The following is a 25,801-nucleotide window of genomic DNA, read 5'->3' as shown; positions in this document are numbered from 1 at the left end:
CTCGCGCGCTTGAGGTCCGCGACACGCGACCCTACGTTGATGCCAACACAAGGAGATAGACCATGCCGACCAAGAAGATCACCGACGCCAGCTGGGATGCCGATGTCACCAATGCACAGGGCGCGGTGCTCGTCGACTTCTGGGCGGAATGGTGCGGCCCGTGCAAGATGATCGGGCCGAGCCTCGAGGAGATTTCCGAGGAACTGGGTGAGCAGGTGACGATCGCCAAGCTCAACATCGATGAGAATCCGGATGCGCCGGGCAAGTTCGGCGTTCGCGGGATCCCGACGATGATCCTGTTCAAGGACGGCCAGCCCGCGGCGACCAAGGTCGGCGCCGAACCGAAGAGCCGGCTTAAGGCGTGGCTCGAGGGCGAGCTGGCCTGAGGCACGTTGCCCCCCGGATCGCAGCGATCCGGGGGGCAATTCGACGGATCGATCAGGCGGCGTGCGCTCGTCGATCGAGAACCCGGAGGTAGGTGTCCAGCACGGTCTGGTTGATCCGGTCCCATTGATAGCTTGCCGCCTCGGCATGCCCTGCCGCCCCGGCCGACCGACGGAACGCGTCATCCTCGCAGAACCGCTGGAGCGCGTCGGCATAGCCCTCGATGTCGGTCGGCGGCACGATCAGCCCGGTAACGCCGTCCTCGATCAGCCCGACCGCCCCGGAGGCGCGTGCCGCGACCACGGGTACACCGGCCGCCAATGCTTCCAGCGTCACGTTGCCGAAGGTTTCGGTGACGCTCGGGTTGAAGAAAACGTCCATCGACGCGACGGCACGACCGAGGTCGTCGCCGGTGATATAGCCGGCAAACACTGCGTCGGGAATCTCCTGCGCGAACCAGTCGCGTGCCGGGCCCTCGCCGATGACGAACGTGCGATGCTTGACGCCGCGCTTGTCGAGCGCGTGCATCGCCTGCGCGAACACGTCGAGCCCCTTTTCCTTGACGAGCCGGCCGAGGAAACCGACCGCGATCTCGTCATCGGCAATGCCAAGGCTGCGCCGCCAGGCGAGATCGCGGCGGGATGGGTTGAAGCGGGTGTGGTCGACCCCGCGGGACCAGCGCGTCACCGGGGTCGGCACGCCCCATTGGTGCAGGATCTCGCCCATCATCTGGCTCGGCGCGAGGACTTCGTCGACGCGGCTGTAGAATTTCGCCTGGATCCGGATCATCAGCGGGACCAGGAATCCGAGCCCGTAATAGCTCATGTAGGTCTCGAACCGGGTATGGTAGGACGAGACGCAGGCGATGTTATGCTTTTCTGCATATTCCAGCGCCTTGTGCCCGAGCCGGTCCGGCGCCGACAGGTGAATGACGTTGGGCGCGAACGCGTCGAGATCGCGCCGGACGCGGTTTCCCATGCCGCGGGTCAGCTTGTATTCGCCGCGCAGCGGGATCTTGATCGACGGCGCGCTGACCAGGTCGCCGGTGGGCGGGAAGGCCGGCGTGCGGCTGGTCGGGGCATAGACGCGCACCTTCGCCCCGCGGCTCAGCAGATGGCCCACCAGAAGGTTGAGCGTCTGGTTCGCGCCATCGCGGGTATAGTTATAGTTGCCACTGAAAAGGGCCACACGGAGATCGGAAGCTTCCATCGGCTGGCGCCATAGCGAAGCGCGCGCGCGATGACTATCTCCCTCGACATCATCGTACCGAGAGGGGCCTCCGCCATGACCGATCTTTCTGCCTTTCCGATCACCCGGCGCTGGCCGGCGCAGCATCCCGATCGTCTGCAACTCTACTCGTTGCCCACCCCCAATGGCGTCAAGGTGTCGATCATGTTGGAAGAGACCGGGCTGGCGTATGAGCCGCACCTGATCGACTTTGCGAACGGCGACCAGAAAACTCCCGCGTTCGAATCGCTTAACCCGAATGGCAAGATTCCGGCGATCATCGATCCCGACGGTCCGGGCGGGGAGCCGCTCGGCTTGTTCGAATCCGGTGCGATCCTGTTGTATCTCGCCGAGAAGACGGGACAGTTCCTGCCCACCGATCCCGTGAAACGGCTGGAGGCGATCCAGTGGGTGATGTTCCAGATGGGCGGTGTCGGTCCGATGTTCGGCCAGCTCGGCTTCTTTGTGAAATTCGCTGGCAAGGACTTCGACGACAAGCGCCCGCGCGACCGGTATGTCGAGGAAGCCAGGCGATTGCTCGGCGTGATGGATACCGCCTTGGCGGGCAAGGACTGGTTCCTGGGCGACAGCTACACGATCGCGGATATCGCGATGTTGGGATGGGTGCGGGCGCTGGTGGATTTTTACGGTGCGGGCGAGCTGGTCGGGTTCGCCGATTATCCCAACGTGAATGCCTGGCTTGAACGCGGATTGGCGCGCCCGGCAGTTCAACGCGGACTGGCGATCCCCGCGCGCGCGTGACCGGGGACCATCGGATCCGGATCCGGATCCGGATCCGGATCCGGTGAATCAAGGATCGCGGCGATCTCATCTGCAAGGGTACGGATCGTCGCCACCAGCTCCGGCATGTCGACGCGGCGCGCCGCCGGGTCGAGCGCGCACAGCGTACCGAAGAACGCCCCGTCCGACAGCGTGATCGGCACTGCCAGATAGCTCTCGAATCCGTAAAGGATCGGGGTGGGATGGCTGCGCCAATAGCCATCGGCCGACGCGCAATCGAAGACGATGGCTTGGCCGGTAAGGCGAATATCGTTGCAGATCGTGGTCTTGAGGTCGAGTTCCTCGCCGGCGTCCAAACCGAACTCGATCTGGTCGAGGACGTGGCAGGCAATCCAGCGATCGTCGGTCACACGCGCGACCGCGGCGAAGCCCATCCCGGTAAGGTCGCACACGTGGCGCAGGATCGCGGCAATGCGCGGATTTCCTGCCAACGCGACGCTTTTCTCAGCCAGTGTATGCAACGTGTTTCCCCGCCCTGATCTATACCGTGTTTTGCGGGCGCCACAAGGCAGGGGGCAAGCTGGCGTCGCCGCGATCAGGCGGCGGCGTGAAGCGCCGCAAATGCGGTGAATTCGGCGCGCAGGATGACATCGTCGATCGGCTCGACCAGCCGCCCTACGATGGCTGGCAGGTTGCCGGGACGGCCCCCATCGTCGATCCCGCCGAGGTTGACCGCGCGATACCCCATCGACCATGCACCGAACGTCCGAGCCTCGATCGTCTTTCGCGACAAGCGTACTACGGCGAAATGGCGGTCGTCGCGCGAAATCCGGTCATAGACGCTGGCGACCGCATCGTCCGGCCCTTCGAGGACCTGCAGAAAGCGCCGACCTCCCACGATCAGCAAGCCGGTGACACCGACGGCGGCATTGTTGCGCCGCGAAATCCGCAGGATGCCATCCAGGGATGCGTCATCGAGCTTTTCGCGGGCAGTGCTGATGTAGAGGATACGCTGCATGAGGGAACTCCGGTGTGAACGCTCCCAAAATCCGATTTAACGACGAATCTTTCGTTAATTTCGAAGCAATTATCACATAGATTCAGGTTGCTTGCCCCTTTCTCGACCGAGCTCCCTGCGCAAACCCTGTTCCCTTAACGTTCCCGATCGCGTACATTGCCCGCATGGCAAAACCTCAGAAGCGCTACGTCTGCCAATCCTGTGGGTCGGTGTCGCACCGTTGGGCCGGGCAGTGCGGCGACTGTTCCGAATGGAATACGATGGTCGAGGACGCGGGCGCGAATGTCACGCCGTTCCAGGCCAAGCATAATCTGATGGGCGGCGGGCGATCGATCCAGCTCGTCGGGCTCGATGCGGAGATTACCCTGCCCGATCGTCTGGCGTCGGGCATTGCCGAGCTCGACCGGGCACTCGGGGGCGGGTTCGTCGAAGGCTCGGCGACGTTGATCGGTGGCGACCCCGGCATCGGGAAGTCCACGCTGTTGTTGCAGGCGGCGGCGAAGATGGCCTTGGCGGGGTTGCCGGTGGCCTATGTCTCCGGCGAGGAAGCGGCGGACCAGGTGCGCCTGCGCGCGCGACGGCTGGGTCTCGGGGCGGCCCCGGTCATGCTCGCCGCGGCGACATCGGTCCGCGATATCCTGACGACCCTGTCGCAAGCGACCCCGCCCGCGCTGCTGGTGATCGATTCGATCCAGACGATGCACTCCGACCTGATCGAGGGTGCCCCCGGAACGGTAAGCCAGGTACGCGCGTCGGCGCAGGAACTGATCCGCTTTGCCAAGGAGCGCGGCACCGCGGTGGTGCTCGTCGGTCATGTCACGAAGGACGGCAGTATCGCCGGTCCGCGCGTGCTGGAGCATATGGTCGATACGGTGCTGAGCTTCGAGGGCGAGCGGAGCCATCAATATCGCATCCTACGGGCGATCAAGAACCGCTTCGGCGGGACCGACGAGATCGGTGTTTTCGCGATGGTCGCCGAAGGGCTGACGGAAATCGGCAATCCGTCGGCGCTGTTCCTGACCCAGCGCGAGGAAGGCGTGACCGGGACGACCGTGTTCCCGGCGCTGGAGGGCACGCGTCCGGTATTGGTCGAGATACAGGCGCTGGTCGTCCGCCTCGCGAGCGGCGCGACCCCGCGGCGTGCTGTGGTCGGGTGGGACAGCGGGCGGCTGGCGATGGTGCTGGCGGTGCTCGAGGCGCGATGCGGGCTGAGTTTTTCCGCCTGCGAAGTCTATCTCAACATCGCGGGCGGGTATCGCGTCCAGGATCCGGCAGCGGATCTCGCGGTTGCCGCCGCCCTGGTTTCCGCATTGAGCGAACGACCCGTGCCCACCGACGCGGTGGCGTTCGGTGAAATCGCATTGTCGGGTGAGATCCGCCCGGTCGCGCATTCGCCCCTGCGGTTGAAGGAAGCGGGGAAGCTCGGCTTCGAACGCGCTTTGCTGCCGTCCGCGGTGAACGACGACAAGAGCGGACTTACGCTGACCGGCTTTCGCACGCTCGGTGGGTTCGTCGAGCATATGCTGGGGAAATAGCGTGGGATGCGGCGCGTCGTGCGCATGGTCTGGGCGAGGGGGCGGGTAATCGGTTGCGTCGCCGCGCGCATCGCGCTCGACTTTGGCGGCCCGCTCCGGATATGGCCTCGAGGATGAACCTCACCGCACTCGACATCGTACTCCTTATCGTGGTCGGCGGCGCGGCGGTGCTGGGCATCGTGCGCGGCTTCGTGACGGAAGTGCTGTCGCTGTTCGCCTGGGTTGCGATCATTTTTGCGATCAAGTTGTTTCACGTTCCGTTGACGCATGCGCTGACCGGCATGATTGGAACGACCGCGGGTGCGGCGGTGCTTGCCTTTGCGATCCTGGCGGGCGGGACGTATTTCGGCGGGCGCATGGTAGCAAATGCGATCGGTGCCCGGACGCGCGACTCGGTCGTCGGACCGATCGATCGCGCGCTCGGCTTCGGTTTCGGTGCGCTGAAGGGTCTGATACTGGCGAGCCTCGGGTTTCTGCTGGTCGTGCTGGTGACCGACACGATGGGCGGTGGTCCGGCGCACCGGCCGGTCTGGCTGAAATCCGCGCGCGTCTATCCGCTGCTCAACATCACGAGCGCGGGTATCGCGGATTTCGTCGATCGCCGTCGCAAGGGCCTTCCCCTGTTCGAACCGACGCTGGGACGCACGACCCCCGCCCAGCCGACGAATGATGCCAAACAGGGTGACTGAGCCGGCTGCGCTACCTACATACGGTGCATGAACGCGCCGCTCTACAACACCGAAATCCTTCGCCTTGCCGCGACGATCCCTTATCATGCCCGGCTGACCGATCCGATGGGGACCGCCGAAAAGCGGTCACCGATCTGCGGCAGCCGCGTCACGGTCGATGTGACGGTGGACGACGCCGGGCGGGTCGCAGAGCTGGGTATGCTGGTTCGGGCGTGCGCGCTTGGTCAGGCGTCGGCATCGCTGATGGGCGCAACCGTCGTCGGCAAGTCGGCGGATGAGTTGGCGGCCGCGCGTGATGCGGTGGCGGCGTGGCTTGCGGGCGAGGGCCCGCTGCCCGACTGGCCCGGGTTCGCGATCCTGACGCCGGCGCTGCCGCACAGCGCGCGACATGCGTCGATCCGGCTGGCGTTCGAGGCCGCCGCCGAGGCGAGCCGGTCCGCCGTGGAAAAGACGCCCTCGTGACCCAATCGCTGCTGTTCGACGGTGTCGTCCTTGGCGGCTTTGCGCTTGTTTTCGTTCTTATCTTCCGCCGGCTCGGGCTCGGCGCAACGCTTGGATATCTGGTGGCCGGGGCCGTGGTCGGTCCGCAGGTGCTGCATCTCGTTGGCAATGCGGAATCCAAGATCGGGGTCGCCGAACTCGGGATCACGCTGCTGCTGTTCATCGTCGGGCTGGAACTCAATCCGTCCCGGCTATGGGCGCTCAAGAAGGAAATCTTCGGTCTGGGCCTGCTGCAGGTCGTGGCTTGCGGCCTGGCGGTGACCGGCGTGGTCTGGGTGGCAACGCATTTCTCGGGGGCGGCGGCGCTGGTCCTCGGGCTGCCGCTTGCCCTGTCGTCGACCGCGCAGGTCCTGCCCATGCTGCAGTCCGCCGGCCGCATGCGAACGCCGTTCGGCGAGCGCGCGTTTTCGATCCTCCTGTTCCAGGACCTGTCGATCGTGCCGCTCATCACGATCGTCGCGGTCTTGTCGCGGAACCCCGCCGATGCCAACGGTCCACCGGGCTGGCTGCTGTTTCTCTATACCGTCGGCGCGGTGGCGGGGCTGGTGCTCGCCGGCCGTTTCCTGCTGCGGCCGTTCTTCCGGATCATCGGCAACCTGGGCGAGCGCGAGATGTTCGTCTTTGCCGCCCTGTTCACGGTGGTCGCGGCGGCTGCGATCATGGAAGCGCTCGGCTTGTCGACCGCGCTCGGCGCATTCGTGGCCGGCGTGATGCTCGCGGACAGCCCGTATCGGCATGAGCTGGAGGCGGATGTCGAGCCGTTCCGCTCGATCCTGCTCGGACTGTTCTTCCTGGCGGTCGGCATGATGCTCGATCTGCACGCGATTGCGGAGCGGCCGTTCTTCGTCATCGGCATGGCGCTGGCACTGATCGCGACCAAGGCGTTGATCATCTTCACGATCGGCCTGATCTTCCGGATGACGTGGCGCAGCGCGCTCGCGCTCGGCCTGCTGCTCAGCCAGGGCGGCGAGTTCGGCTTCGTGCTGTTCGCCCAGGCGCAGAAGGCGCTCCTGATCGCGCCCGAGGCGGCCAGCCTGTTCGGCGCGATCGTTACCTTGTCGATGGCGACGACGCCGTTCCTCATGTCGATCACTCGGCGCATTCGCGAGGAGCCGATTCAGACCGGCGACCGCGACGGCCCACAGTCTGACGGAGCGAACGCGCTGATCGTCGGCTATGGGCGGTTCGGCCAGACCGTGGCGCAGATGCTGATTGCGCAAGGCATTCCGGTCACGCTGATCGACAACGATATCGAGATGATCGACATCGCTGGGGAATTCGGGGCGAAGGTCTATTATGGCGACGGTACGCGGATGGATCTGCTGCGGCAGGCCGGCGCGGGCGAGGCTGAGCTGATCATGTTCTGCATCGATGGCGACCAGCTTTCGGCAGATCTGGTCGAGGGCGTGCATCAGGCGTTTCCCAACGCCGCGATTTTCGTGCGAGCCTATGATCGTCGCGCGGTCATCAAGCTGAAGGGCGCCCCCGTCGACGGGGTCGTCCGCGAAGTGCTCGAGTCCGCGGTCAGGATGGCGCGCCTCGCGCTGCTCAAGGTAGGGGTCGATCCGTCCGAGATCGATCGGACCGAGGACCTGTACCGGCACAAGGACAAGGAACGGCTCAAGGCCCAAGTCGAAGCGGGCGATATCCGGGCGGCGCGCGACCGGATCATCACGCAGGTCTCGCGCGAAGGGCTCAGTGAGGAACTCGGCGGATGAACATGCTGGCGGTCCTGGCCGCGTTATGTGGAGCGATCGCGGTCGGCGCGGGCGCGCTCGGCGCGCACGGCGCATCGGGTGATGCCGCCAAGTGGCTGACCACAGGGGCGCATTACCAGCTGATCCATGTGGTCGCCGCCCTGGTGGCGGTGCGCATGGAGGCGCGTGGTCCCGCCTGGCTGTTTGTCGCCGGGGGCGCGATCTTCGCCGGCACGCTGTATCTGATGGCGTTGGGCCTGCCGCTCTGGCTGGGTGCGATTACCCCGATCGGCGGGGCGCTGCTGATTGCAGGCTGGTTATGGCTCGCCTGGAGCGCGCGCGGGGCGGCGTAAGGCAAGGGGGCCAGCCTACAGTCACCTACCTCCGCGCAACCTCGTCAGAACCGAAAGCGTCGGCGTGCCCCGGCGTCAGTAGGCGCTCCGCTCCTCGCCGTGGAAGCCTGTTCGGACTGTCCGAAACCGCCAGTCGACCGCGGTCACTTCGATTTCTTGGTCATCCGGCACCGGTCGGAGCAATAGATCACCGAATCCCAGTCGCGTTCCCATTTCTTGCGCCAGGCAAACGGGCGCTCGCACACCGGGCAGATCTTGCTCGGCAGATCGCGTTTGGCGACGCCGCGGGGCATCAGGCGGCCAGGAAGGCGCGAACGTCCGCGAGATCGACCGACGTATCGAGGAACGTCTGGCCGATCCCATGGGCGAGCAGGAACGGCAGGGTTCCGGCGTCCATTTTCTTGTCGTGCAGCATGTGATCGACCAGCACGTCCGCACTGGCCGAGATGCCGGCTGCGGCAACGCCATCGGGCAGGCCGATCGCGCGCAGGTGCCGCGAAACGCGCTCGGCGTCCGCTGCCGGCGACAGGCCGTGCGCCGCGGAATAGGCGAACGCGAGCGCCATTCCCGCCGCCACGGCTTCACCGTGCAGCAGCCGGTCCGAGAAGCCCGCTTCTGCTTCCAGCGCATGGCCGAAGGTATGGCCGAGATTGAGCAGCGCACGGGCACCGGTCGTCTCGCGTTCGTCTTCCGCCACGATTCGCGCTTTTGCGGCCACCGAAATCGCGATCGCATAGGCGCGGGCGGCAGGGGCTCCCTCTAGCAGCTCTGAAGCGTTCGCCTCGCACCAGTCGAAGAACGCGGGATCATCGATCAGGCCGTATTTCACGACTTCGGCATACCCAGCCCGCACTTGCCGTAGCGGAAGCGTGTCGAGCACGTCCGGATCGATCAGCACCAGCGCCGGTTGATGGAACGCCCCGATCAGGTTCTTGCCCGCCCGACTGTTGATTGCGGTCTTGCCACCGACCGAGGAATCGACCTGCGCTAGCAAGGTGGTCGGGATCTGCACGAAACCGCAGCCGCGCTTCAGGATCGCGCAGGCGAACCCGACAAGATCGCCGATCACGCCGCCACCAAGCGCGATGACATGATCGCCGCGCTCGACCCCGAGATCGAGCAGCCGATCGGTCAAGGCCTCGAGCTGCGCCCAGCATTTGGTCGCCTCCCCGGGCGGCAGCACGATCGCTTCGCTGGCGATGCCCGCTTCGTCCAGCGCGGCCTGCAGCGTGGCCAGATGAGACAGGACGTTCGAATCGGTGACGATCACCATGCGGCGACCGCGCGCGAGCGGCTTCAACCGGTCGGCCGCGCGCGCGAGCAGACCTGCTTCGATCACGACGTCATAGCTTCTCGCGCCAAGCGATACCGGGATGGTCGTCATATCTGTCCGAGCGCTTTCAGGATGGTGTTGACGGTTGCGTCGTGGGGTGCGCGGTGACTGGACACGCGCAGCGGCGCCATGGCGTAGAAAGGATTACGCACCCGCGCCAGTTCCTCCAGCACCGCGAGCGCATCGCGCCCGCGCAGCAACGGCCGGGTGTCACGCCGCGAGACGCGGTCGGCGAGCACGGCGGGCTTCGCGTCGAGCCAAATCGCGAAACCATGCGCCAGGATCGATTCGCGGGTCCGCTCGTCGACGAAGGCGCCGCCGCCGGTCGCGATCACACGCCGCTCCCCATCCATCAGTCGCGCGATTACGCGGCGTTCGCCATCGCGGAAATACGGCTCGCCGAATCTTTCGAAAATATCGGGAATCGACATGCCTGCCGCGTTTTCGATCTCGGTATCGGCATCGACGAATGGCAGGCCGAGCCGGCCTGCCAGCCTGCGGCCAACCGTCGATTTGCCAGCGCCCATCAGCCCAACGAGCACGATCGGCTGGCCATTCCAACGAGATGGGTCGGGCAGGGCGGTATCCTGAGAAGGCGGCGGGCTTTGCAACATCGAAACGAGGGCTATACAGCGCACCTGCGCATCGGGCAAAAGCTCGCTTGCGCCGCTCTTGTCTTTCCGGTCCGTTACAGGTCTTGCCCATGCCCCGCTTGCTCATCGTGCTTCTCGTCGTCGTGGCCGTCCTGGTCGGCGGCCTGTTCGCGCTGTCGGGGATGGCGCACGAAAAGCCGATGAAGCACGTCGAAAAGGCAGTGCCGCTTGCGAACCTTCAGAAGTAGCCGCGCGCTACCGGCAATCTTTGCATCGGCTGCGCTTGCGGCGACGCTGACGATTCCCGCGCTTGGGCAGAACCGGCCCGAGTCGATCCTGCCCCCCGGGTTCGGCGATCCGAACCCCGCTCCGTCGGCGGCGCCGGTCCGTCCGCGCGTGCGTCCGACGCCTGCCGCCGTGGCGCCGCCGCGCAGCCCTGCACCCGACAGGTCGACCCCGGCCGACCGTGCGCCGGTCGCGAACGCCCCCGCCGCGGCGCCGAGCACCGCAGCGCCGGTCGCGCTGGTTCCGCCTGTCCTGCCGGGCGACGAGCCGACGCCTGATGCGACGCCGACACCATCGGCCACGCCGCCATCGCCGACCGACTTTGCCGCCTTCGTCCGCGCGGACATGCCGAGCTATGCGCGGCGCTCGCTGGCCTCCGTCGGGGTCGCCGGGCCGTCCGAGGGGGCAATGGCACCCGATGCCTTCGGCCGCGCGGATGGGCGCTTCCTTGAGACGCTGATGCGGCGCTTGCACCCGCCGGTTGCGTCGCGCTGGTTGTCGATCGCGTTGCGGCGGACGCTGATGGCGCGGGTCGATACACCACGGGGCGTCAATGGGGCCGACTTCGCGGCGGAGCGGGCGTGGCTGCTGGTGCGGATGGGCGAGTCGGTTGCGGCACGCGCGATGACCCAAGCGGTCGATACCGAAGATTACACGCCGAAGATGTTCGAAGTCGCGATGCAGGCGGCGCTCGCCATGGGCGATCCCGCGGCTCTGTGTCCGGCGGCGGAAGATGGCGCCAGGCTGGGGCGGGAGCGTGCCTGGGTCATGGCGCAAGCGATTTGCGCCGGCCTGTCGGGGACGCCGGCACGCGCGCAGCCGATGCTGGCGGCTGCCCGGAAGTCGGGCGTTGCCGGCGGCGTCGACCTGCTGCTTGCCCAGAAAGTCATCGGCGGCGGTGGACGCGGCCGCCAGGCGGTGACGATCGAATGGGACAACGTCCCGGAACTCACGGCCTGGCGCTACGGCCTGGCGATGGCGACCGGCGTCGAGATCCCGGGCACGCTGATCGACGCCAGCGCACCGGCGGTGCAGGGCTGGCGGTCGTTGTCGCCCAGTCTTGCTCCGGGTGCCCGCGCGGCCTCGGCCGACTTCGCGGCCGCGCGCGGCATCCTGTCGAGTGCAGCGCTGGTCGATCTATATGCAGCGATCGATGCAGGGGATGACCAGGTCCCCGCCGCGGCGACCGTGGCGCGCGATTTGCGCACTGCCTACGAAGGTGCCGATGCAGCAGCCCGTGCGGAGGCACTGGCCAAGCTGTGGGATGAGCCCAAGGGCTATGAGACGCGCTATGCACGCCTGGTGCTGACGGCGGGCGCGGCCACGCGGATTCCGACCACCTTGGCAAAGGCGGATACCGATCGGCTGATCGCGGCAATGCTGAGCGCTGGGTTCGATACGCCTGCGCTCCGCTGGCGCGACAAGGTGCTGCGCGGCAGCGATGGATGGGCGATGCTGACGCTGGTCGATCCATCGGCTCCGACGGTCGGCTATGGCGAGATCAGCGGCTACGCCGGTGCAAACGATTCGGCTGGCTTGAAACAGCGGATGTACTTTGCAGCGCTGGCTGGCCTGGGAAGGTTGACGACCGCCGATATCGAACAGGGCGCGAAGACGCTGAACGTCCCGGTCGGTCAGGCGAACAGCTGGACCCGCGCGATCGGCAAGGCGGCGCTGGACAACGAACCCGGCACCGTCGTGCTGCTGGCGGCAACGGGAATGCAGTCGCGGTCGTGGCGGGGCGTTCCCCCCGAGGCGCTGTATCACATTTGCGCCGCGCTGCGCGCCGTCGGCCTGGTGGGAGAAGCCCGCATGATCGCCGTAGAGGCGATGTCGCGGCTTTGACCATGATCCCGGGCGATACCGGCGAGGATCGCGCGCTGATCGAACGGTTTCTCGAAATGATGACGGCGGACGCGGGGGCCGCGAAGAACACCGTTGCCGCGTATCGGAGCGACCTGTTGCTCGCCTCGGGCGTGCTCGGGGGGCGGCTGGTGCAGGCATCCCCCGATGATCTGGCGCGCGTCGCGACGGTCTGGCTTGATCTGTCGAAGGCGAGTGTCGCCCGAAAATCGGCGGCGCTGCGACGTTTTTTCGCGTTCCTTGCGGAAGAGGGGCATCGGACGGACGATCCGGGAAACGCCCTGCCGCGCCCCGGCGCGTCCCGCGGGTTGCCCAAGGTGCTCGACCATGCCGACGTCGATCGGCTGTTCGCGGCGATCGCACAGCGGATCGCGCGCGATCCGCCCGATCCCAAGGATCTCCGTCTCGCGGCGCTGGTCGAATTATTATATGGCTCGGGCCTGCGCGCGACCGAGCTGGTCTCGTTGCCGCGCCGCGCGATCGCGTCCGATCGCCCGTATCTGATCCTGCGCGGCAAGGGCGGCAAGGAGCGACTGGTCCCGCTGTCGGATCGTGCGCGCGCTGCGGTTGTGCTCTGGCGGCAGCAGGTGGCGGTGGAGAGCGCTTGGCTGTTTCCGTCCGGCAAGACGCATTTGAGCCGAATTCGGCTATATCAGCTGTTGAAGCGCCTGGCCGCGGAGGCCGGTATCCCGCCCGACCGGGTCAGCCCGCACGTCCTGCGCCACGCTTTCGCGACGCATCTGCTCGCTGGCGGCGCCGATCTGCGCGCGTTGCAGGCGATGCTGGGGCACGCCGATATCGCGACGACCGAAATCTACACCCACGTCGACGCGAGCCATCTGGTTGCGCTGGTCAACGCCCGTCATCCGCTTGCCGACACCACACGCCGCGTTGACGCGAAGACGCCTGAAGCCTAACCGCGCGGGCTTATGGCAAGCTTCCTAGATTTCGAAAAACCGATCGCAGAGCTTCAGGGCAAGATCGATGAGTTGCGCGAGACCGCAGCCGATGGGACCGTCGACCTCAGCGCGGAAATCGCGCGGTTGCAGGCGAAGTCGGACAAACTGCTGCGCGATACCTATGCGAAACTGACGCCCTGGCAAAAGACGCAAGTCGCCCGCCACGGCGAGCGGCCGCATTTCAAGGATTATGTCGCCGGCCTGTTTGACGACTGGATGCCACTGGCAGGCGACCGCGCCTTTGGCGACGACCAGGCGATTCTCGGGGGATTTGCGACGTTTCGCGGGCGCCGCGTGCTGGTGATCGGGCATGAGAAGGGGGACGACACCACAAGTCGCCTTCGCCACAATTTCGGCATGGGCAAGCCCGAGGGGTATCGCAAGGCGATCCGGTTGATGCAGTTGGCCGACCGGTTCGGGCTGCCGGTGGTGACTCTGGTCGATACGTCCGGGGCGTTCCCGGGAATCCAGGCCGAGGAGCGCGGCCAGGCCGAGGCGATCGCGCGGTCGACGGAACAGTGCCTTGCGCTGGGTGTGCCGATGGTCGCGGCGGTGGTCGGCGAGGGCGGCTCCGGCGGCGCGATCGCGCTTGCCGCGGGTAATGCGGTGCTGATGTTCGAGCACGCTGTTTATTCGGTGATCTCGCCCGAGGGGTGCGCATCGATTCTGTGGCGCACCGCCGACAAGGCGGCGGACGCGGCCGAGGCGATGAAGGTGACCGCGCAGGATCTCAAGGCGCTCGGCGTCATCGATGCCATCGTTCCGGAACCGCTCGGCGGCGCGCAGCGCGACCCGACCGGGGCGATCGCCGCGCTGGGCGATGCGATCGATGCCGCGCTGACCCGGCTGGTCGGGCATGGTGCGCCGGAATTGCGGCGGATGCGGCGCGAGAAGTTTCTGGCGATCGGACGCCTGTAACAAGGAAAAGGCGGCGGAACCGAAGTTCCGCCGCCTCTGCCATTCTCAAAGCGTCACGTAATGGTCTTACGTGGCCTTCATGGCGGTGTTGACGTTGTTGAAGGTGGTCGTGAGCTTGCTGCCCAGACCCGACATGGCGGTGATGGCTGCGACTGCGATGAGTGCGGCGATCAGGCCGTATTCGATCGCCGTTGCGCCCTTCGAATTCTTGATAAGGTTGCGGACGGTCTTCATGATTTCCGGTCTCCGTTGATAAGCTTCAGTACCCGGTCGGACCGGTGCGCCGGACCAACACGAGGAGTTTTACGGGTTGCAGGGTTGAAAAAGGTTTAAAGCGGCGAAGTTTTTTACTGAATGTTCCCGTTGGTTCAGGTCACGGGAACTGCGGTCACGGCGACGCCGACACGGTTCCACATGCCAGTGGTCACGTTGGCGAGCTGCATCAGTGCCGCGATCATTGCGATCACGACCAGCGCGGCGATCAGTCCGTATTCGATTGCGGTGCCGGCGGTACGGTCGGCCAGCAGTCGTTTAATCAATCCGACGATCATGTCGGCAACGCCTCCGGGCCGTGTCCATTCGAACCAGCGATACAGGGAGAGCGTTACCGAATGCCTAAACAAGCCATTGCAAAACCCCTGTTGTTCGTCGTCGCCGCCGGCCTCGTGGACGATCACGGGCGGGTACTCGTCCAGCAGCGACCGGAGGGAAAGGCGCTGGCAGGGCTCTGGGAATTTCCCGGTGGCAAGGTCGAACCGGGTGAGGCGCCCGAGCGCGCGCTGGTCCGCGAGCTGCGCGAAGAACTGGACGTGGGCGTGGATCCGGCGGATCTGGAGCCGCTGACCTTCGCCAGTGTCGATCTGGCCGATTAGCATCTCCTGTTGCTGCTTTACCTGTGCCGCGTTTGGACCGGCGCGCCCCGACCGCTCGAAGCGAGCGCGCTCGCGTGGCATCCTCCGTCGGCGTTGCGCGGGCTGGCGATGCCGCCGGCGGACGTTCCGTTCATTGCCATGCTGGAGACGGCGCTGGCGGCGACGGGATAACGCCGATCCCGGTGAAGTGCGGGCTGGCTCGATATTTGGATTTCACACGTCAGCGGGAAGTGCCGCGACGGTGCCTCAGGCCACGCCCGGCCCATCTGAACAAGAGTGGACCGGCGCGAGAAAGGCGAAAGTCTGGAGGCCCGACCGGGAATCGAACCCGGGTGCGAGGATTTGCAGTCCTCTACGTCACCACTCCGCCATCGGGCCGGAGAGCGGCGCAGATGCAAGCGGACGGCGGCGCTGTCAACTCTTGCGCCACAAAAAAAGGTGAAGTCGGTTAACGTGCTGTTTACCCAAAGCAGGCGACACGGCAAAAATGGGTTGAGCGCTCGCTTGGCGAACTGGACGACGCAAGATAGAAGCTGTGCATTGACGGTAAGTGTATTGCGTGACTATAACAGTGACGCGACGAGGGTGGCATCATGAATATCGATTTGCGTGGGCAGGATATGACGGCGATGCGTCATGCGATGGTGGCGAGCCAGTTGCGGACCAATGCGGTGAGCGACGCGCGCGTGGTGGCGGCGATGGATCTCGTCCCGCGCGAGGCCTTCCTGCCGCCGGCCGTCGCCGATCTGGCGTACCGCGATACCGCGGTCCCCTTGTCGCACGGCCGCGCGCAGAATGTCCCGATCGCAACCGGGCGATTGCTGACCCAGGCGGAATTGCGTCCGACGGATCGCGCCCTGCTGATCGGTGCGGCGGGTGGCTATACCGCCGCTGTGCTGGCGGCGCTGGTGGCGTCGGTCGTCGCGGTCGAAAGCGATCCGGCCCTGCTCGACATCGCGCGCCCGGCGTTGGCGGACCATGGCAATGTCACGCTGGTCGATGCGCCGCTGCAGGCGGGACATGCCGCCGGCGCGCCCTATGACGTGCTCGTGATCGATGGCGCGGTGGACAGCGTCCCGCAGGTGCTGGTGGATCAGCTCGTCATCGGGGGGCGGATCGTCGGTGGCCTGATCGATCGCGGCGTCACGCGGCTCGCCGCCGGGCGTCGTACGGCGGGCGGCTTTGCGTTGCTCGATTTCGCCGACATCGATTGCGTCCCGCTGCCCGGGTTCTCCAGCCCACGTTCCTTCACTTTCTGACTAGAGAAGAGCCGCTTACGATGCGATTTCTTTCCTTTCTGAGCGGCTCTGCAGTATTGATGGTAATGGCGGCCCCGCTGTCGGCGGAGACGCTGCGCGACGCTTTGGTCAAGGCCTATACCAGCAACCCGACGCTGGCCGCGCAGCGGGCGAACCTTCGGGCGATCGACGAAAACGTGCCGATCGCCCGGTCGCAGGGCCTGCCCTCGGTGCAGTTGCAAAGCACGTACACCGAGAACGTCGTCAAGGCCGCCAACAGCTTCGTCTCGCCCGACCGGAGTGGGTCCGCGACCGCGAGCTTGTCCGTGCCCTTGTATGCCGGCGGCGCGGTGCGCAACGGGGTCCGGGCGGCGGAGACGCGGGTCGAGGGTGGTCAACTCGGGCTACGGGGAACCGAGTCCAATCTGTTTTCGTCCGTGGTCGGTGCGTACATGGACGTGATCCGCGACGAAGCGATCGTCGGTCTGAATACGCAAAACGTCCGCGTGCTCGACGTCAACCTGCAGGCCAGTCGCGATCGGTTCCAGGTGGGCGATCTTACCCGGACCGACGTCGCCCAGTCGGAAGCGCGGCTCGCGCTGGCGCGCAGCCAGCTGCAATCGGCGCAGGCCAGCCTCATCTCCAGTCGCGAGAGTTATATCCGTCTGGTCGGCGCAGTGCCCGGCCGGCTCGATCTGCCGCCCGCACTGCCCAACCTTCCGGCCGATCCGGACAGCGCGGTAACGGTCGCGCTCAAGAACAACCCAACGCTGCTTGCTGCCGCCAAGGAGCGCGACGCCACCGGTTACGATATCGGCGTCGCCCGCGCGAACCGGTTGCCGCGCATCAGCGCCAACGTGGGTGGCAATTACTACAATTATCTGGGATCGCTCGGATCGGGGACGGGGGTGGCGATCGGCCAGACCGGGACTGCGGCTACCGTCGGGTTGGGCCTGACCATGCCCTTATACCAGGGTGGCCGGCCGGCGGCACAGATCCGCCAGGCGCAGGACGCGCGCCTGCAATCGATCGAGCGGCTGACCGAAACGGAGCGCGCCGTCATCGCCCAAGCCCGCTCGGCCTACGCCGTCTGGAAATCCTCGCTCGAGGTGATCGCGTCGAGCGAAGTGGCGGTCAACGCCAACAAACTGTCGCTGGAAGGCGTGCGGGCCGAAAACAGCGTGGGGAACCGCACCATCCTGGACATACTGAATGCGGAACAGGAACTGCTGAACTCGCAGGTGACGTTGGTGACCGCACGGCGCGACGCCTATGTCGCCGGCTTCGCCCTGCTCGCGTCGATGGGGCAAGCGGAAGCGCGCGATCTCGGGCTCGACGGCGGCCCGCTGTACGATCCGGTCAAGCATTACAACAGTGTGCGGGGCAAGATCTGGGACTATGGATCGGAGCCGAACCCCCCGGTGACCGGGACGCGCACCACCGACACGCCAGCGCAGAATGCGCTCGTGACGCGCGCGCTCGACCCGATGCTCGACTCGGCGCCTGTTGACAGAAGTGCGCCGATTACCGCAGGTGATCAGACGAAGAACCGTTGACGCGGCGTGTGCGTTTATTTCGCGAGGATTTTCGATGGGGGATTTGAGCGGGGAACCGTCGATGGAGGACATCCTTTCGTCGATCAAACGCATCATCGCAGAGGAAAGTGACTCCACGCCCGGCCGGACCAAACGCCCCGAGCGCACGGTGCCCCGGCGGTCCGAGCCAGACGCGCCCGAGCGCGAAGAAATCCTCGAGTTGCGGGATCCTGCCGATACACCGCCGGTTGCGGTGCCGCCGATGATGCCGCGACCCGCCCCACCGGCGCTGTCGTCCGAGCGAACGGCGTCTTCCCCCGCACCGGAAACGGACCAAGATCCCGCGATGGCCGGGCCGATCCCGCGGCCGGCAACCGCCGACGCGATCCTTTCGAAGCATACCGCCGCCGCGACGCGCGGTCCGCTCGATACCTTGTCCCGGCTGATCGTGAAGCCTGAAGTCGCCGGAAGCGATACGCTGGAAGCGATGGTGCGGGAGATGCTCCGGCCGATGCTGCGGGAATGGCTCGACGCCAATCTACCGCATATGGTCGAAGCGATGGTCGCGCGCGAAATCGATCGAATCACGGGTAAGTAAGGGATTCTGGACGGGTCGGTTGCCGAAAGCGGAACCGGCACGAACCGGTCGAGTTTGTTGACAAATGAGTGCCACCGACAAATCCGCGTTCGATCTGCGGGATGAAAACGCCCTTGTGCCTGCGCCGCCCAGCGCTGCTGCGACAAATCCCGACGATACCCCCAACGATATCTTTTTCGCGGCGGTAAAGACGACACGGATGCCGATGGTGGTGACGGATCCGCACCGCACCGACAATCCCGTCATCTTTTGCAACGAAGCGTTCCGGCGGATGACGGGCTATTCGGATGCCGAAATCATTGGCGTGAACTGTCGGTTTCTGCAGGGCCCCGAAACCGACCGGAGCGTGGTCGAACAGGTTCGCCGGGCGATCGAGCGGCGGGAGGAAGTGTCGGTCGAGATCCTGAATTACCGGAAGAACGGTTCGACCTTCTGGAACGCGCTGTTCATTTCGCCGGTGTTCGACGAGGCTGGCGCCCTGATCTACTTCTTCGCAAGCCAGCTTGACGTGTCCCGCCGCCGCGAGGCGGAAGAGGCCCTGCACGAAGCGCAGAAGATGGAGGCGGTCGGCCAGCTGACCGGAGGGATCGCGCACGACTTCAACAATTTGTTACAAGTCATCATCGGCTATATCGACATGCTCGGCGCGCGGGTCGATCCGAGGGATCGGGCGGCGTCGCGCGCCGTCGAGGCGATCGGCGCGGCGGCGCAGCGAGGGGCGACGTTGACGCAGCAACTGCTGGCCTTTGCCCGGAAGCAGGAATTGCGTGACCGCCTGCTCAATATGAATACGTTGATCATGGACTTCGGCGCTGTGCTCAAGCGGACGGCGGGCGATATGACCGTCCGGTATCAGCTCCAGCCCGAATTATGGAATGCCCGGGTCGACCCGGTGCAGGCCGAGATGGCAATGCTGAACATCGTGTCCAACGCGCGCGATGCCAGCGGCGACGATGGCACGATCACCTTGGCGACCCGTAACGTCGCGCTGCCTGCCGATGGCGATCTCCCCGGGAAGCTGGAACCCGGAGAATATGTCGAGCTGACGATCACCGATACCGGGCCGGGGATCGACGGCGCGGTCATCGATCGCGTGTTCGATCCGTTCTTCTCGACCAAGGAGGTGGGCAAGGGAACCGGGCTTGGCCTGGCGATGGTCTATGGGTTCATGCGGCAGTCGGGCGGGACGGTGGCGGCAACCAACCTTGCGGACGGCGGCGCGAAGCTCACGCTCTATTTCCCGCGCGCCAGTGGTGCGGTCGAGCGGCCCGGATCGACGGTTCGTGTCTCGACCGAAGCGCAAGGGGTTCGCATCCTGATGGTGGAGGACCAGCCGGAGGTGGCATCGCTGGGCAAGGCGCTGCTCGAGATGCACGGATACCATGTGGTTCAGGTATCGAACGCCAGAACCGCCTTGGACGTTCTGCGGAGCGACCATGCCTTCAAGTTGCTGTTCAGCGACATCGTGATGCCCGGTGGCATGAACGGGGTCGAGCTCGCTCGGCAGGTGCGCAACGACTATCCGGGCATCAAGGTGCTATTGACCACCGGGTACGCCGACGATGCGATCGACGAGAGTAGCAAGAGCTTCGAACTGTTGCGCAAACCCTATCGCAGCGGTGACCTGGAGGCGCGGGTCCGCGCATTGATCGATCGGCCCGGCGCCATGCCGCAGGCAGAGGTGCACGGCACGGCCTGAGCCGGCCGTCACAAAGGGAAAAGGGCGGTCCCGGCGGGGGCCGCCCTTTCTTTTTGCGCATGCCCGGCTAAAGCCGATGGCATCATGAGCGAACTTCCCAAAACCTTCGACCCCGCCGAAATCGAGCAGCGCTGGTATGCGCATTGGGAGGCGACCGGCCAGTTCCGGCCCGACCGTCCGGGCGCCGAGCCGTGGACGATCGTCAACCCGCCGCCCAACGTGACGGGGTCGCTCCACATCGGGCACGCGCTCGACAATACGCTCCAGGACATCCTGACGCGCCACGCGCGGCTGAAGGGCAAAGACGCCTTGTGGGTGGTCGGCACCGATCACGCAGGGATCGCGACGCAGATGGTGGTCGAGCGGCAGATGGGCGCGCTCAACCCGCCGCAGAAGCGCACCGACTTCACGCGCGAGCAGTTCGTCGACAAGGTCTGGGCGTGGAAGGAAGAGAGCGGCGGCGAGATCACGCAGCAGCTCCGCCGGCTCGGCTGCTCGATGGACTGGGCGAACGAACGCTTCACGATGGACGAGGGCTTTTCCAAGGCCGTCCTCAAGGTGTTCGTCGACCTGCATCGCGATGGCTTGCTGTACCGCGACAAGCGGCTGGTGAACTGGGATCCGGGTCTCGGCACCGCGATCAGCGACCTCGAGGTCGAGACGCGCGAGATCAAGGGCAGCTTCTGGCATTTGCGCTATCCGCTGGCGGACGGTTCGGGGTTCATCGAGGTCGCGACGACGCGGCCCGAGACGATGCTCGCCGACATGGCAGTCGCAGTGAATGCTGCGGACGAGCGCTATACCGCGCTGGTCGGCAAGCAGGTGCGGTTGCCGATCACCGGGCGACTGATCCCGATCATCACCGACGACCATGCCGATCCGGAGCTCGGGTCGGGCGCGGTCAAGATCACGCCGGGGCATGACTTCAACGATTTCGAAGTCGGCAAGCGCGCTGGCATGGCGGCGGGCACGATGCTCAACATGCTCGATGCCAAGGCACAGGTCGTGCAGGTGTCCGACGGGTTGATCCCGGACGCGTTCCTCGGCCTGACCACCGCGGAAGCGCGCAAGGCGGTCGTCGCGCGGTTGAAGGCGGAAGGGTTCCTCATCCCGCACGTCGACAAGGACAGTGCCGAGCACGACGCCGAGCCGCGCACGATCCAGACGCCGTACGGCGATCGCTCGGGCGTGGTGATCGAGCCGTGGCTGACCGACCAATGGTATGTCGATGCCGCGACGCTGGCGAAGCCCGCGATCGAGGCGGTGCGCTCGGGCGCGATCAAGCTCGTGCCCAAGACGTGGGAGAAGACGTTCTTCAACTGGATGGAGAACATCCAGCCGTGGTGCGTCTCGCGGCAGCTGTGGTGGGGGCATCGGATTCCGGCGTGGTTCGCCGAGGACGGGTCGGTGTTCGTTGCGATGAGCGAGACTGAGGCTCAGGCGCAGGCAGGCGCGGGCGTTGCGCTGCGGCAGGACAATGACGTGCTCGACACGTGGTTCTCGTCCGCGCTGTGGCCGTTCGCGACGCTCGGCTGGGACGGCTCTTCTTCTCCCTCTTACCCCTCCCCTTCAGGGGAGGGGCCAGGGGTGGGGGATGCCTCGCAGAGCACGACGCTAGCTGCACGGCCCCACCCCAACCCCTCCCCTGAAGGGGAGGGGCTAAGGGACAAGCTCCACGGCCGCTACCCCAATGACGTGCTCATTTCGGGCTTCGACATCCTGTTCTTCTGGGACGCCCGGATGATGATGCAGGGTTTGCACTTCATGGGCGATGTGCCGTTCAAGACCCTGTACTTGCACGGACTTGTCCGCGCAGCAGACGGCGCGAAGATGTCCAAATCCAAGGGCAACGTCGTCAACCCGCTCGGCCTGATCGACCAGTATGGCGCAGATGCGCTGCGCTTCTTCATGGCGGCGATGGAGAGCCAGGGCCGCGACATCAAGATGGATGAGAAGCGGGTCGAGGGCTATCGCAACTTCGCGACCAAGCTGTGGAACGCCTGCCGTTTCGCGCAGGGCAACGGCATCGGTGCGAGCAAGATGCTCGACGCGCCGGTCGCAGCCCTGGCGGTCAACAAATGGATCATCGCAGAGACCATCACTACGGTGCAGGCGGTCGACCTCGCACTCGCCGACCTGCGTTTCGATGGCGCCGCGAATGCGGTCTATCAGTTCGTGTGGAGCCGCTTCTGCGACTGGTATCTCGAGCTGATCAAGCCCGTCCTCGGCCAGATGGATGCACCCGCCACCGGCGCTGACGCCGACGAGACCCGCGCGGTCGCGGGTTGGGTGATCGACCAGATTCTCGTGCTGCTCCACCCGTTCATGCCCTTCATCACCGAAGAGTTGTGGAACGCGATGGGTCCGCGCGAGACCAACCTGATCGTCGCGCACTGGCCCATCGCGGATGCGCGGTCGCTCGATCCCGCGGCGAGCCAGGAGATCGACTGGCTGATCCGGCTAATCGGCGAGGTCCGCGCGGCGCGGACCGAGCTCAACGTCGCGCCGGGGACGCGGATGCCGGTGCATGTCCGCGATGCTGGGCCGGAAACGCTGGCGCGACTCGACCGGCAGGCGAGCGTGATCGCGCGGCTGGCACGGATCGACCTGGCGACGGGCGATGCTCCGGCGGGCGGCGCGGTACAGGTCGTCGTCGACGAGGCGACGTTCGTCTTGCCGTTGGCGGGCGTGATCGACCTCGATGCCGAGCGTGCGCGCCTGACCAAGGGAATCGAAGCGGCGGCCAAGGAGCGTGATGCGCTGGCCGGGCGGCTCGGCAACCCGAGCTTTGTCGAACGCGCCAAGCCGGAAGCGGTCGAGAAGGCGCGGGCCGACCACGCCGAAAAAGCCGCCGAGGCCGAGCGTCTGAGCGCGGCATTGGCGCGTTTAGGATAAATCCTTCGTCACCCCGGCGAAGGCCGGGGCTGCCATGTTGGTCGAGCAACGGCTGTTGCGGAACATAACGTGGCGGCTCCGGCCTGCGCCGGGCCGACGGCAAATGTCCTCCCGCACGAGGATGAACGGAGGGCATGTGAGCGACGTAGCCGACAGGACCAGCCCTCCACCGACCGCGTCGCGGGGCGCACGCAAGCGCGACCTCACCACCGGACCGATCGCGACGACGCTGCTCGCGTTCGCGCTGCCGACGCTCGGCTCGAATATCCTGCAATCGCTCAACGGGTCGATCAATACGATCTGGGTCGGGCGTTTCCTCGGCGAAGGGGCGGTCGCGGCGACCGCCAACGCCAATACGATCATGTTCCTGATGTTCGCCGCCGTCTTCGGCTTCGGCATGGCGGCGACGATCCTGATCGGACAGTCGATCGGGCGGCGCGATATCGTAGCCGCGCGGCGCGCGTTCGGGGCGTCGATCGGGCTCGTGATGGCAGGCGCGGTCGTGATTGCGGTGCTCGGCTGGATCTTCTCGCCCGAAATCCTGGCCAGCCTTGCCACCCCGCCAACCGTCCAGCCACTTGCACTCGCCTATCTGCGCGTGATCTTCCTCGGGCTGCCCGCGACGATGCTGCTGGTGCTGCTCGGCATGGCGCTGCGCGGAGTCGGCGATTCGGTGACGCCGCTCTATTTCACGGGGCTGAGCGTGTTGCTCGACAGCGGGCTGAACCCGGTGTTCATCCGCGGGCTGTTCGGCATGCCACGGATGGGGATCGCGGGGTCGGCAGTGGCGACGTTGATCGCGGTGCATGTTGCCTCGCTCGGGCTGCTGGCGTTCATTTACCGCCGGGACTTGCCGATCCGCTTACGCGGGGCGGAAGTCGCCTATCTGATCCCGTCGGCGGCATTGGCGCGGACGATCCTGCTCAAGGGCTTGCCGATGGGTGCGCAGATGCTGGTCGTTTCGGTGGCCGCGCTGACGATGACCGGGCTGGTCAACCGCTACGGCGTCGATACCACCGCCGCGTACGGCATCTCGATGCAATTGTGGGGCTATATCCAGATGCCGGCGCTTGCGGTCGGCGCGGCGGTGAGCAGCATGGCGGCGCAGAATATCGGTGCGGGACAATGGGACCGAGTGGACCGCATCACCATGTCCGGGCTGGTGTTCAGCGCGCTGCTGACGACGACGATGGTGATCGCGATCATCGCCTTCGACCGACCGGTGATGCTGTTGTTCTTGGGCGGCGAGAGCGCTGCGCTCCCGATCGCGCGACATATCCAGGTGTTGGCGAGCTGGAACTTCATCATCTTCGGCATGACGATGGTGCTGTTCTCCACGGTCCGCGCGAACGGCGCGGTGTGGGCACCGCTGACGATGCTGTTCATCGCCATGTATCCGGTACGGCTGGGGTTTGCGCTGGCGTTCCAGCCGGCATGGGGGGCCGATGCCTTGTGGTGGAGTTTTCCGCTCGGGTCGGTTGCAAACTTCGTGATGGCGTCAGGCTATTACCGTTTTGGTGGATGGCGCAGGCAGAAGCTTGCGGTGCCCTCCGCCGAAGCGAACGAGCAGAGCCAGAACCCGGCGGAACCAGGCGGGCGGTTGCACCCGGCGGGGTGAGCGGGGTGCCGGGCGGGCGAGGTGTCGGGCTTGGGAGCAATGCAAACTCCGCCCGTCACCCCGGCGAAGGCCGGGCCGTGTGGTTGACCGGGCGCGGCGGGGCGACGACGTGCGGTATCGCCGGTAGCGCGTTGCACCATGGCGGCCCCGGCCTTCGCCGGGGTGACGAGAACGGGACAACCTGCGGCGTCAGAGTGCGCACCTTCTAACCCTTGCGCGACCCCCAGCGAAGTTCCAGAACGCAGCCCATGACCGCATCCTATCCAGCCCTCCGCCTCCGTCGTACCCGCGCCAGCAGCTGGAGTCGGCGACTCTACGCCGAAACCGTGCTGACCCCAGCCGACCTGATCTGGCCGCTGTTCATTGCCGAGGGGCAAGGCGTGGAGGATCCGATCGCGTCGCTTCCGGGCGTGTCGCGCTGGTCGATCGACGGGATCGTCGCGCGCGGGCGCGAAGCGCGGGATCTCGGTATTCCGTGTATCGCATTGTTCCCGAACACCCCTGCGCATCTGCGCACCGACGATGGGCGCGAAGCGCTCAACCCCGACAACCTGATGTGCCGTGCGATCCACGCGCTCAAGGATGCGGTACCCGAGGTCGGCGTGCTGACCGACGTCGCGCTCGATCCCTACACCACGCATGGCCATGACGGACTGGTCGACGCGGCAGGCTATGTCGTCAACGACATCACGTCCGAGGCGCTGGTCGGCCAGGCACTGACCCAGGCCGAGGCGGGGTCGGACATCATCGCGCCATCGGACATGATGGACGGCCGGATCGGTGCGATCCGCGACGCGCTGGAGAATGGCGGACACCACAACGTCCAGATCATGTCCTACGCCGCCAAATATGCGAGCGCGTTCTACGGCCCGTTCCGCGATGCGGTGGGTAGCCGCGGGCTGCTGAAAGGCGACAAGAAGACCTATCAGATGGACTCGGCCAATGCCGAGGAAGCGCTGCGCGAGGTCGCGCTCGATCTGGCGGAGGGGGCGGACAGCGTGATGGTGAAGCCGGGAATGCCCTATCTCGACATCATTCTGCGCGTCAAATCCGAGTTCCAAGTCCCTGTTTTTGCTTACCAAGTCTCGGGCGAATACGCGATGATCGAGGCTGCGGTCGCAGCCGGGGCGGCGGACCGCGATGCGATGGTGCTGGAAAGCCTGATGGCGTTCAAGCGCGCGGGAACGTCGGGCGTGCTGACCTATCACGCCGCGCACGCGGCGCGGCTGCTCGGCGCATGAGGCGACCTG

General features: G+C 66.0%; 26 protein-coding genes, 1 tRNA gene and 1 pseudogene. 19 read left to right on the top strand and 9 right to left on the bottom strand.

What is annotated here, in order from left to right:
- Positions 1–62: 62 nt before the first annotated feature.
- Positions 63–386 (top strand): thioredoxin TrxA, encoded by a 324-nt coding sequence (gene trxA, locus L8K25_RS01710; RefSeq protein ID WP_242137200.1) that lies wholly within the window; start codon positions 63–65, stop codon positions 384–386.
- A gap of 52 nt (positions 387–438) precedes the next feature.
- Here trxA and L8K25_RS01705 read toward each other — a convergent pair whose 3' ends face one another.
- Positions 439–1,593, bottom strand: coding sequence for a glycosyltransferase family 1 protein (locus L8K25_RS01705; protein WP_242137199.1), 1,155 nt, complete (start codon positions 1,591–1,593; stop codon positions 439–441).
- A 75-nt stretch (positions 1,594–1,668) separates the two neighbouring features.
- Between L8K25_RS01705 and L8K25_RS01700 the strand changes: the two genes are divergently transcribed.
- The gene (locus tag L8K25_RS01700; RefSeq protein ID WP_242137198.1) at positions 1,669–2,373 is read left to right on the top strand and encodes a glutathione binding-like protein; all 705 of its coding nucleotides are present in this window, start codon (positions 1,669–1,671) and stop codon (positions 2,371–2,373) included.
- Here the strand turns inward: L8K25_RS01700 and L8K25_RS01695 are convergent.
- Together L8K25_RS01695 and L8K25_RS01690 are read right to left on the bottom strand one after the other, a co-directional pair.
- Positions 2,340–2,873, bottom strand: coding sequence for a GAF domain-containing protein (locus tag L8K25_RS01695; protein ID WP_242137197.1), 534 nt, complete (start codon positions 2,871–2,873; stop codon positions 2,340–2,342). The genes L8K25_RS01700 and L8K25_RS01695 overlap by 34 nt on opposite strands.
- Before the next feature lie 74 nt (positions 2,874–2,947).
- Complete coding sequence (locus L8K25_RS01690; RefSeq protein WP_242137196.1) at positions 2,948–3,370, bottom strand: BLUF domain-containing protein; 423 nt, start codon at positions 3,368–3,370, stop codon at positions 2,948–2,950.
- 164 nt (positions 3,371–3,534) lie between these two features.
- On the opposite strand from L8K25_RS01690, the gene radA reads away from it, so the two are divergent.
- From radA to L8K25_RS01665, 5 genes are all read left to right on the top strand, one after another.
- Positions 3,535–4,905 carry a DNA repair protein RadA gene (gene radA, locus L8K25_RS01685; protein WP_242137195.1) on the top strand — a complete coding sequence of 457 codons (1,371 nt, stop codon included), beginning with the start codon at positions 3,535–3,537 and terminating at the stop codon, positions 4,903–4,905.
- Positions 4,906–5,018: 113 nt separating this feature from the next.
- Positions 5,019–5,594: a CvpA family protein gene (locus L8K25_RS01680; protein WP_242137194.1), complete on the top strand. Its 576-nt coding sequence runs from the start codon at positions 5,019–5,021 to the stop codon at positions 5,592–5,594.
- A 27-nt stretch (positions 5,595–5,621) separates the two neighbouring features.
- Positions 5,622–6,056, top strand: coding sequence for an iron-sulfur cluster assembly scaffold protein (locus L8K25_RS01675; protein ID WP_242137193.1), 435 nt, complete (start codon positions 5,622–5,624; stop codon positions 6,054–6,056).
- A complete protein-coding gene (locus L8K25_RS01670) occupies positions 6,053–7,813 on the top strand; it encodes a cation:proton antiporter (RefSeq protein ID WP_242137192.1) in 1,761 nt (586 codons plus the stop codon). The genes L8K25_RS01675 and L8K25_RS01670 overlap by 4 nt, the downstream gene beginning before the upstream one ends.
- Positions 7,810–8,145 carry a DUF423 domain-containing protein gene (locus tag L8K25_RS01665; RefSeq protein WP_242137191.1) on the top strand — a complete coding sequence of 112 codons (336 nt, stop codon included), beginning with the start codon at positions 7,810–7,812 and terminating at the stop codon, positions 8,143–8,145. The genes L8K25_RS01670 and L8K25_RS01665 overlap by 4 nt, the downstream gene beginning before the upstream one ends.
- A 143-nt stretch (positions 8,146–8,288) precedes the next feature.
- On the opposite strand, the gene L8K25_RS01660 is transcribed toward L8K25_RS01665, so the two are convergent.
- From L8K25_RS01660 to L8K25_RS01650, 3 genes are read right to left on the bottom strand one after another with little or no spacing between them, the layout of a single operon-like run.
- Positions 8,289–8,438, bottom strand: a complete 150-nt coding sequence (locus L8K25_RS01660; protein ID WP_242137190.1) for a DUF2256 domain-containing protein — start codon at positions 8,436–8,438, stop codon at positions 8,289–8,291.
- Positions 8,438–9,529 (bottom strand): 3-dehydroquinate synthase, encoded by a 1,092-nt coding sequence (gene aroB, locus L8K25_RS01655; RefSeq protein ID WP_242137189.1) that lies wholly within the window; start codon positions 9,527–9,529, stop codon positions 8,438–8,440. Before aroB ends, L8K25_RS01660 begins: the two co-directional genes overlap by 1 nt.
- Positions 9,526–10,092 (bottom strand): shikimate kinase, encoded by a 567-nt coding sequence (locus L8K25_RS01650; protein WP_277923467.1) that lies wholly within the window; start codon positions 10,090–10,092, stop codon positions 9,526–9,528. The genes aroB and L8K25_RS01650 overlap by 4 nt, the downstream gene beginning before the upstream one ends.
- 89 nt (positions 10,093–10,181) lie before the next feature.
- On the opposite strand from L8K25_RS01650, the gene L8K25_RS01645 reads away from it, so the two are divergent.
- The 4 genes from L8K25_RS01645 to L8K25_RS01630 are packed head-to-tail and all read left to right on the top strand — an operon-like array spanning position 10,182 to position 14,096.
- The gene (locus L8K25_RS01645; protein ID WP_242137188.1) at positions 10,182–10,319 is read left to right on the top strand and encodes a hypothetical protein; all 138 of its coding nucleotides are present in this window, start codon (positions 10,182–10,184) and stop codon (positions 10,317–10,319) included.
- A complete protein-coding gene (locus L8K25_RS01640) occupies positions 10,300–12,201 on the top strand; it encodes a hypothetical protein (protein WP_242137187.1) in 1,902 nt (633 codons plus the stop codon). Before L8K25_RS01645 ends, L8K25_RS01640 begins: the two co-directional genes overlap by 20 nt.
- Before the next feature lie 2 nt (positions 12,202–12,203).
- Positions 12,204–13,136 (top strand): tyrosine-type recombinase/integrase, encoded by a 933-nt coding sequence (locus L8K25_RS01635; RefSeq protein ID WP_242137869.1) that lies wholly within the window; start codon positions 12,204–12,206, stop codon positions 13,134–13,136.
- Positions 13,137–13,148: 12 nt separating this feature from the next.
- Positions 13,149–14,096, top strand: a complete 948-nt coding sequence (locus L8K25_RS01630) for an acetyl-CoA carboxylase carboxyltransferase subunit alpha (RefSeq protein WP_242137186.1) — start codon at positions 13,149–13,151, stop codon at positions 14,094–14,096.
- A gap of 66 nt (positions 14,097–14,162) precedes the next feature.
- Here the strand turns inward: L8K25_RS01630 and L8K25_RS01625 are convergent, their stop codons facing one another.
- A complete protein-coding gene (locus tag L8K25_RS01625; protein WP_242137185.1) occupies positions 14,163–14,330 on the bottom strand; it encodes a Flp family type IVb pilin in 168 nt (55 codons plus the stop codon).
- Positions 14,331–14,464: 134 nt separating this feature from the next.
- Positions 14,465–14,647 (bottom strand): Flp family type IVb pilin, encoded by a 183-nt coding sequence (locus L8K25_RS01620; RefSeq protein ID WP_242137184.1) that lies wholly within the window; start codon positions 14,645–14,647, stop codon positions 14,465–14,467.
- Positions 14,648–14,707: 60 nt separating this feature from the next.
- Here L8K25_RS01620 and L8K25_RS22650 point away from each other — a divergent pair.
- A pseudogene (locus L8K25_RS22650) lies at positions 14,708–15,139 on the top strand ((deoxy)nucleoside triphosphate pyrophosphohydrolase).
- Positions 15,140–15,272: 133 nt separating this feature from the next.
- On the opposite strand, the gene L8K25_RS01605 reads toward L8K25_RS22650, so the two are convergent.
- Positions 15,273–15,346, bottom strand: a tRNA-Cys gene (locus L8K25_RS01605).
- 215 nt (positions 15,347–15,561) lie between these two features.
- On the opposite strand from L8K25_RS01605, the gene L8K25_RS01600 reads away from it, so the two are divergent.
- From L8K25_RS01600 to hemB, 7 genes are all read left to right on the top strand, one after another.
- Positions 15,562–16,227 carry a protein-L-isoaspartate O-methyltransferase gene (locus tag L8K25_RS01600; protein ID WP_242137182.1) on the top strand — a complete coding sequence of 222 codons (666 nt, stop codon included), beginning with the start codon at positions 15,562–15,564 and terminating at the stop codon, positions 16,225–16,227.
- 20 nt (positions 16,228–16,247) lie between these two features.
- Entirely contained in the window at positions 16,248–17,762 is a 1,515-nt protein-coding gene (locus tag L8K25_RS01595; protein WP_242137181.1) for a TolC family outer membrane protein, read from the top strand.
- Between the two features lie 61 nt (positions 17,763–17,823).
- Positions 17,824–18,339 (top strand): DUF2497 domain-containing protein, encoded by a 516-nt coding sequence (locus L8K25_RS01590; RefSeq protein WP_242137180.1) that lies wholly within the window; start codon positions 17,824–17,826, stop codon positions 18,337–18,339.
- Between the two features lie 64 nt (positions 18,340–18,403).
- A complete protein-coding gene (locus tag L8K25_RS01585; RefSeq protein WP_242137179.1) occupies positions 18,404–20,038 on the top strand; it encodes a histidine kinase famiy protein in 1,635 nt (544 codons plus the stop codon).
- An 84-nt stretch (positions 20,039–20,122) separates the two neighbouring features.
- Positions 20,123–22,933 carry a valine--tRNA ligase gene (locus L8K25_RS01580; protein ID WP_242137178.1) on the top strand — a complete coding sequence of 937 codons (2,811 nt, stop codon included), beginning with the start codon at positions 20,123–20,125 and terminating at the stop codon, positions 22,931–22,933.
- A gap of 136 nt (positions 22,934–23,069) precedes the next feature.
- The gene (locus L8K25_RS01575) at positions 23,070–24,551 is read left to right on the top strand and encodes an MATE family efflux transporter (protein WP_242137177.1); all 1,482 of its coding nucleotides are present in this window, start codon (positions 23,070–23,072) and stop codon (positions 24,549–24,551) included.
- Positions 24,552–24,799: 248 nt separating this feature from the next.
- Positions 24,800–25,792 (top strand): porphobilinogen synthase, encoded by a 993-nt coding sequence (hemB, locus tag L8K25_RS01570; RefSeq protein ID WP_242137176.1) that lies wholly within the window; start codon positions 24,800–24,802, stop codon positions 25,790–25,792.
- The last annotated feature ends 9 nt before the right edge of the window (positions 25,793–25,801 follow it).

The organism is Sphingomonas sp. TREG-RG-20F-R18-01, assembly GCF_022662475.1.
Taxonomy (GTDB): Bacteria; Pseudomonadota; Alphaproteobacteria; order Sphingomonadales; family Sphingomonadaceae; genus Sphingomonas.
Note: the sequence above shows the minus strand (reverse complement) of the source record. Positions and strands in the feature narration are given on the sequence as shown.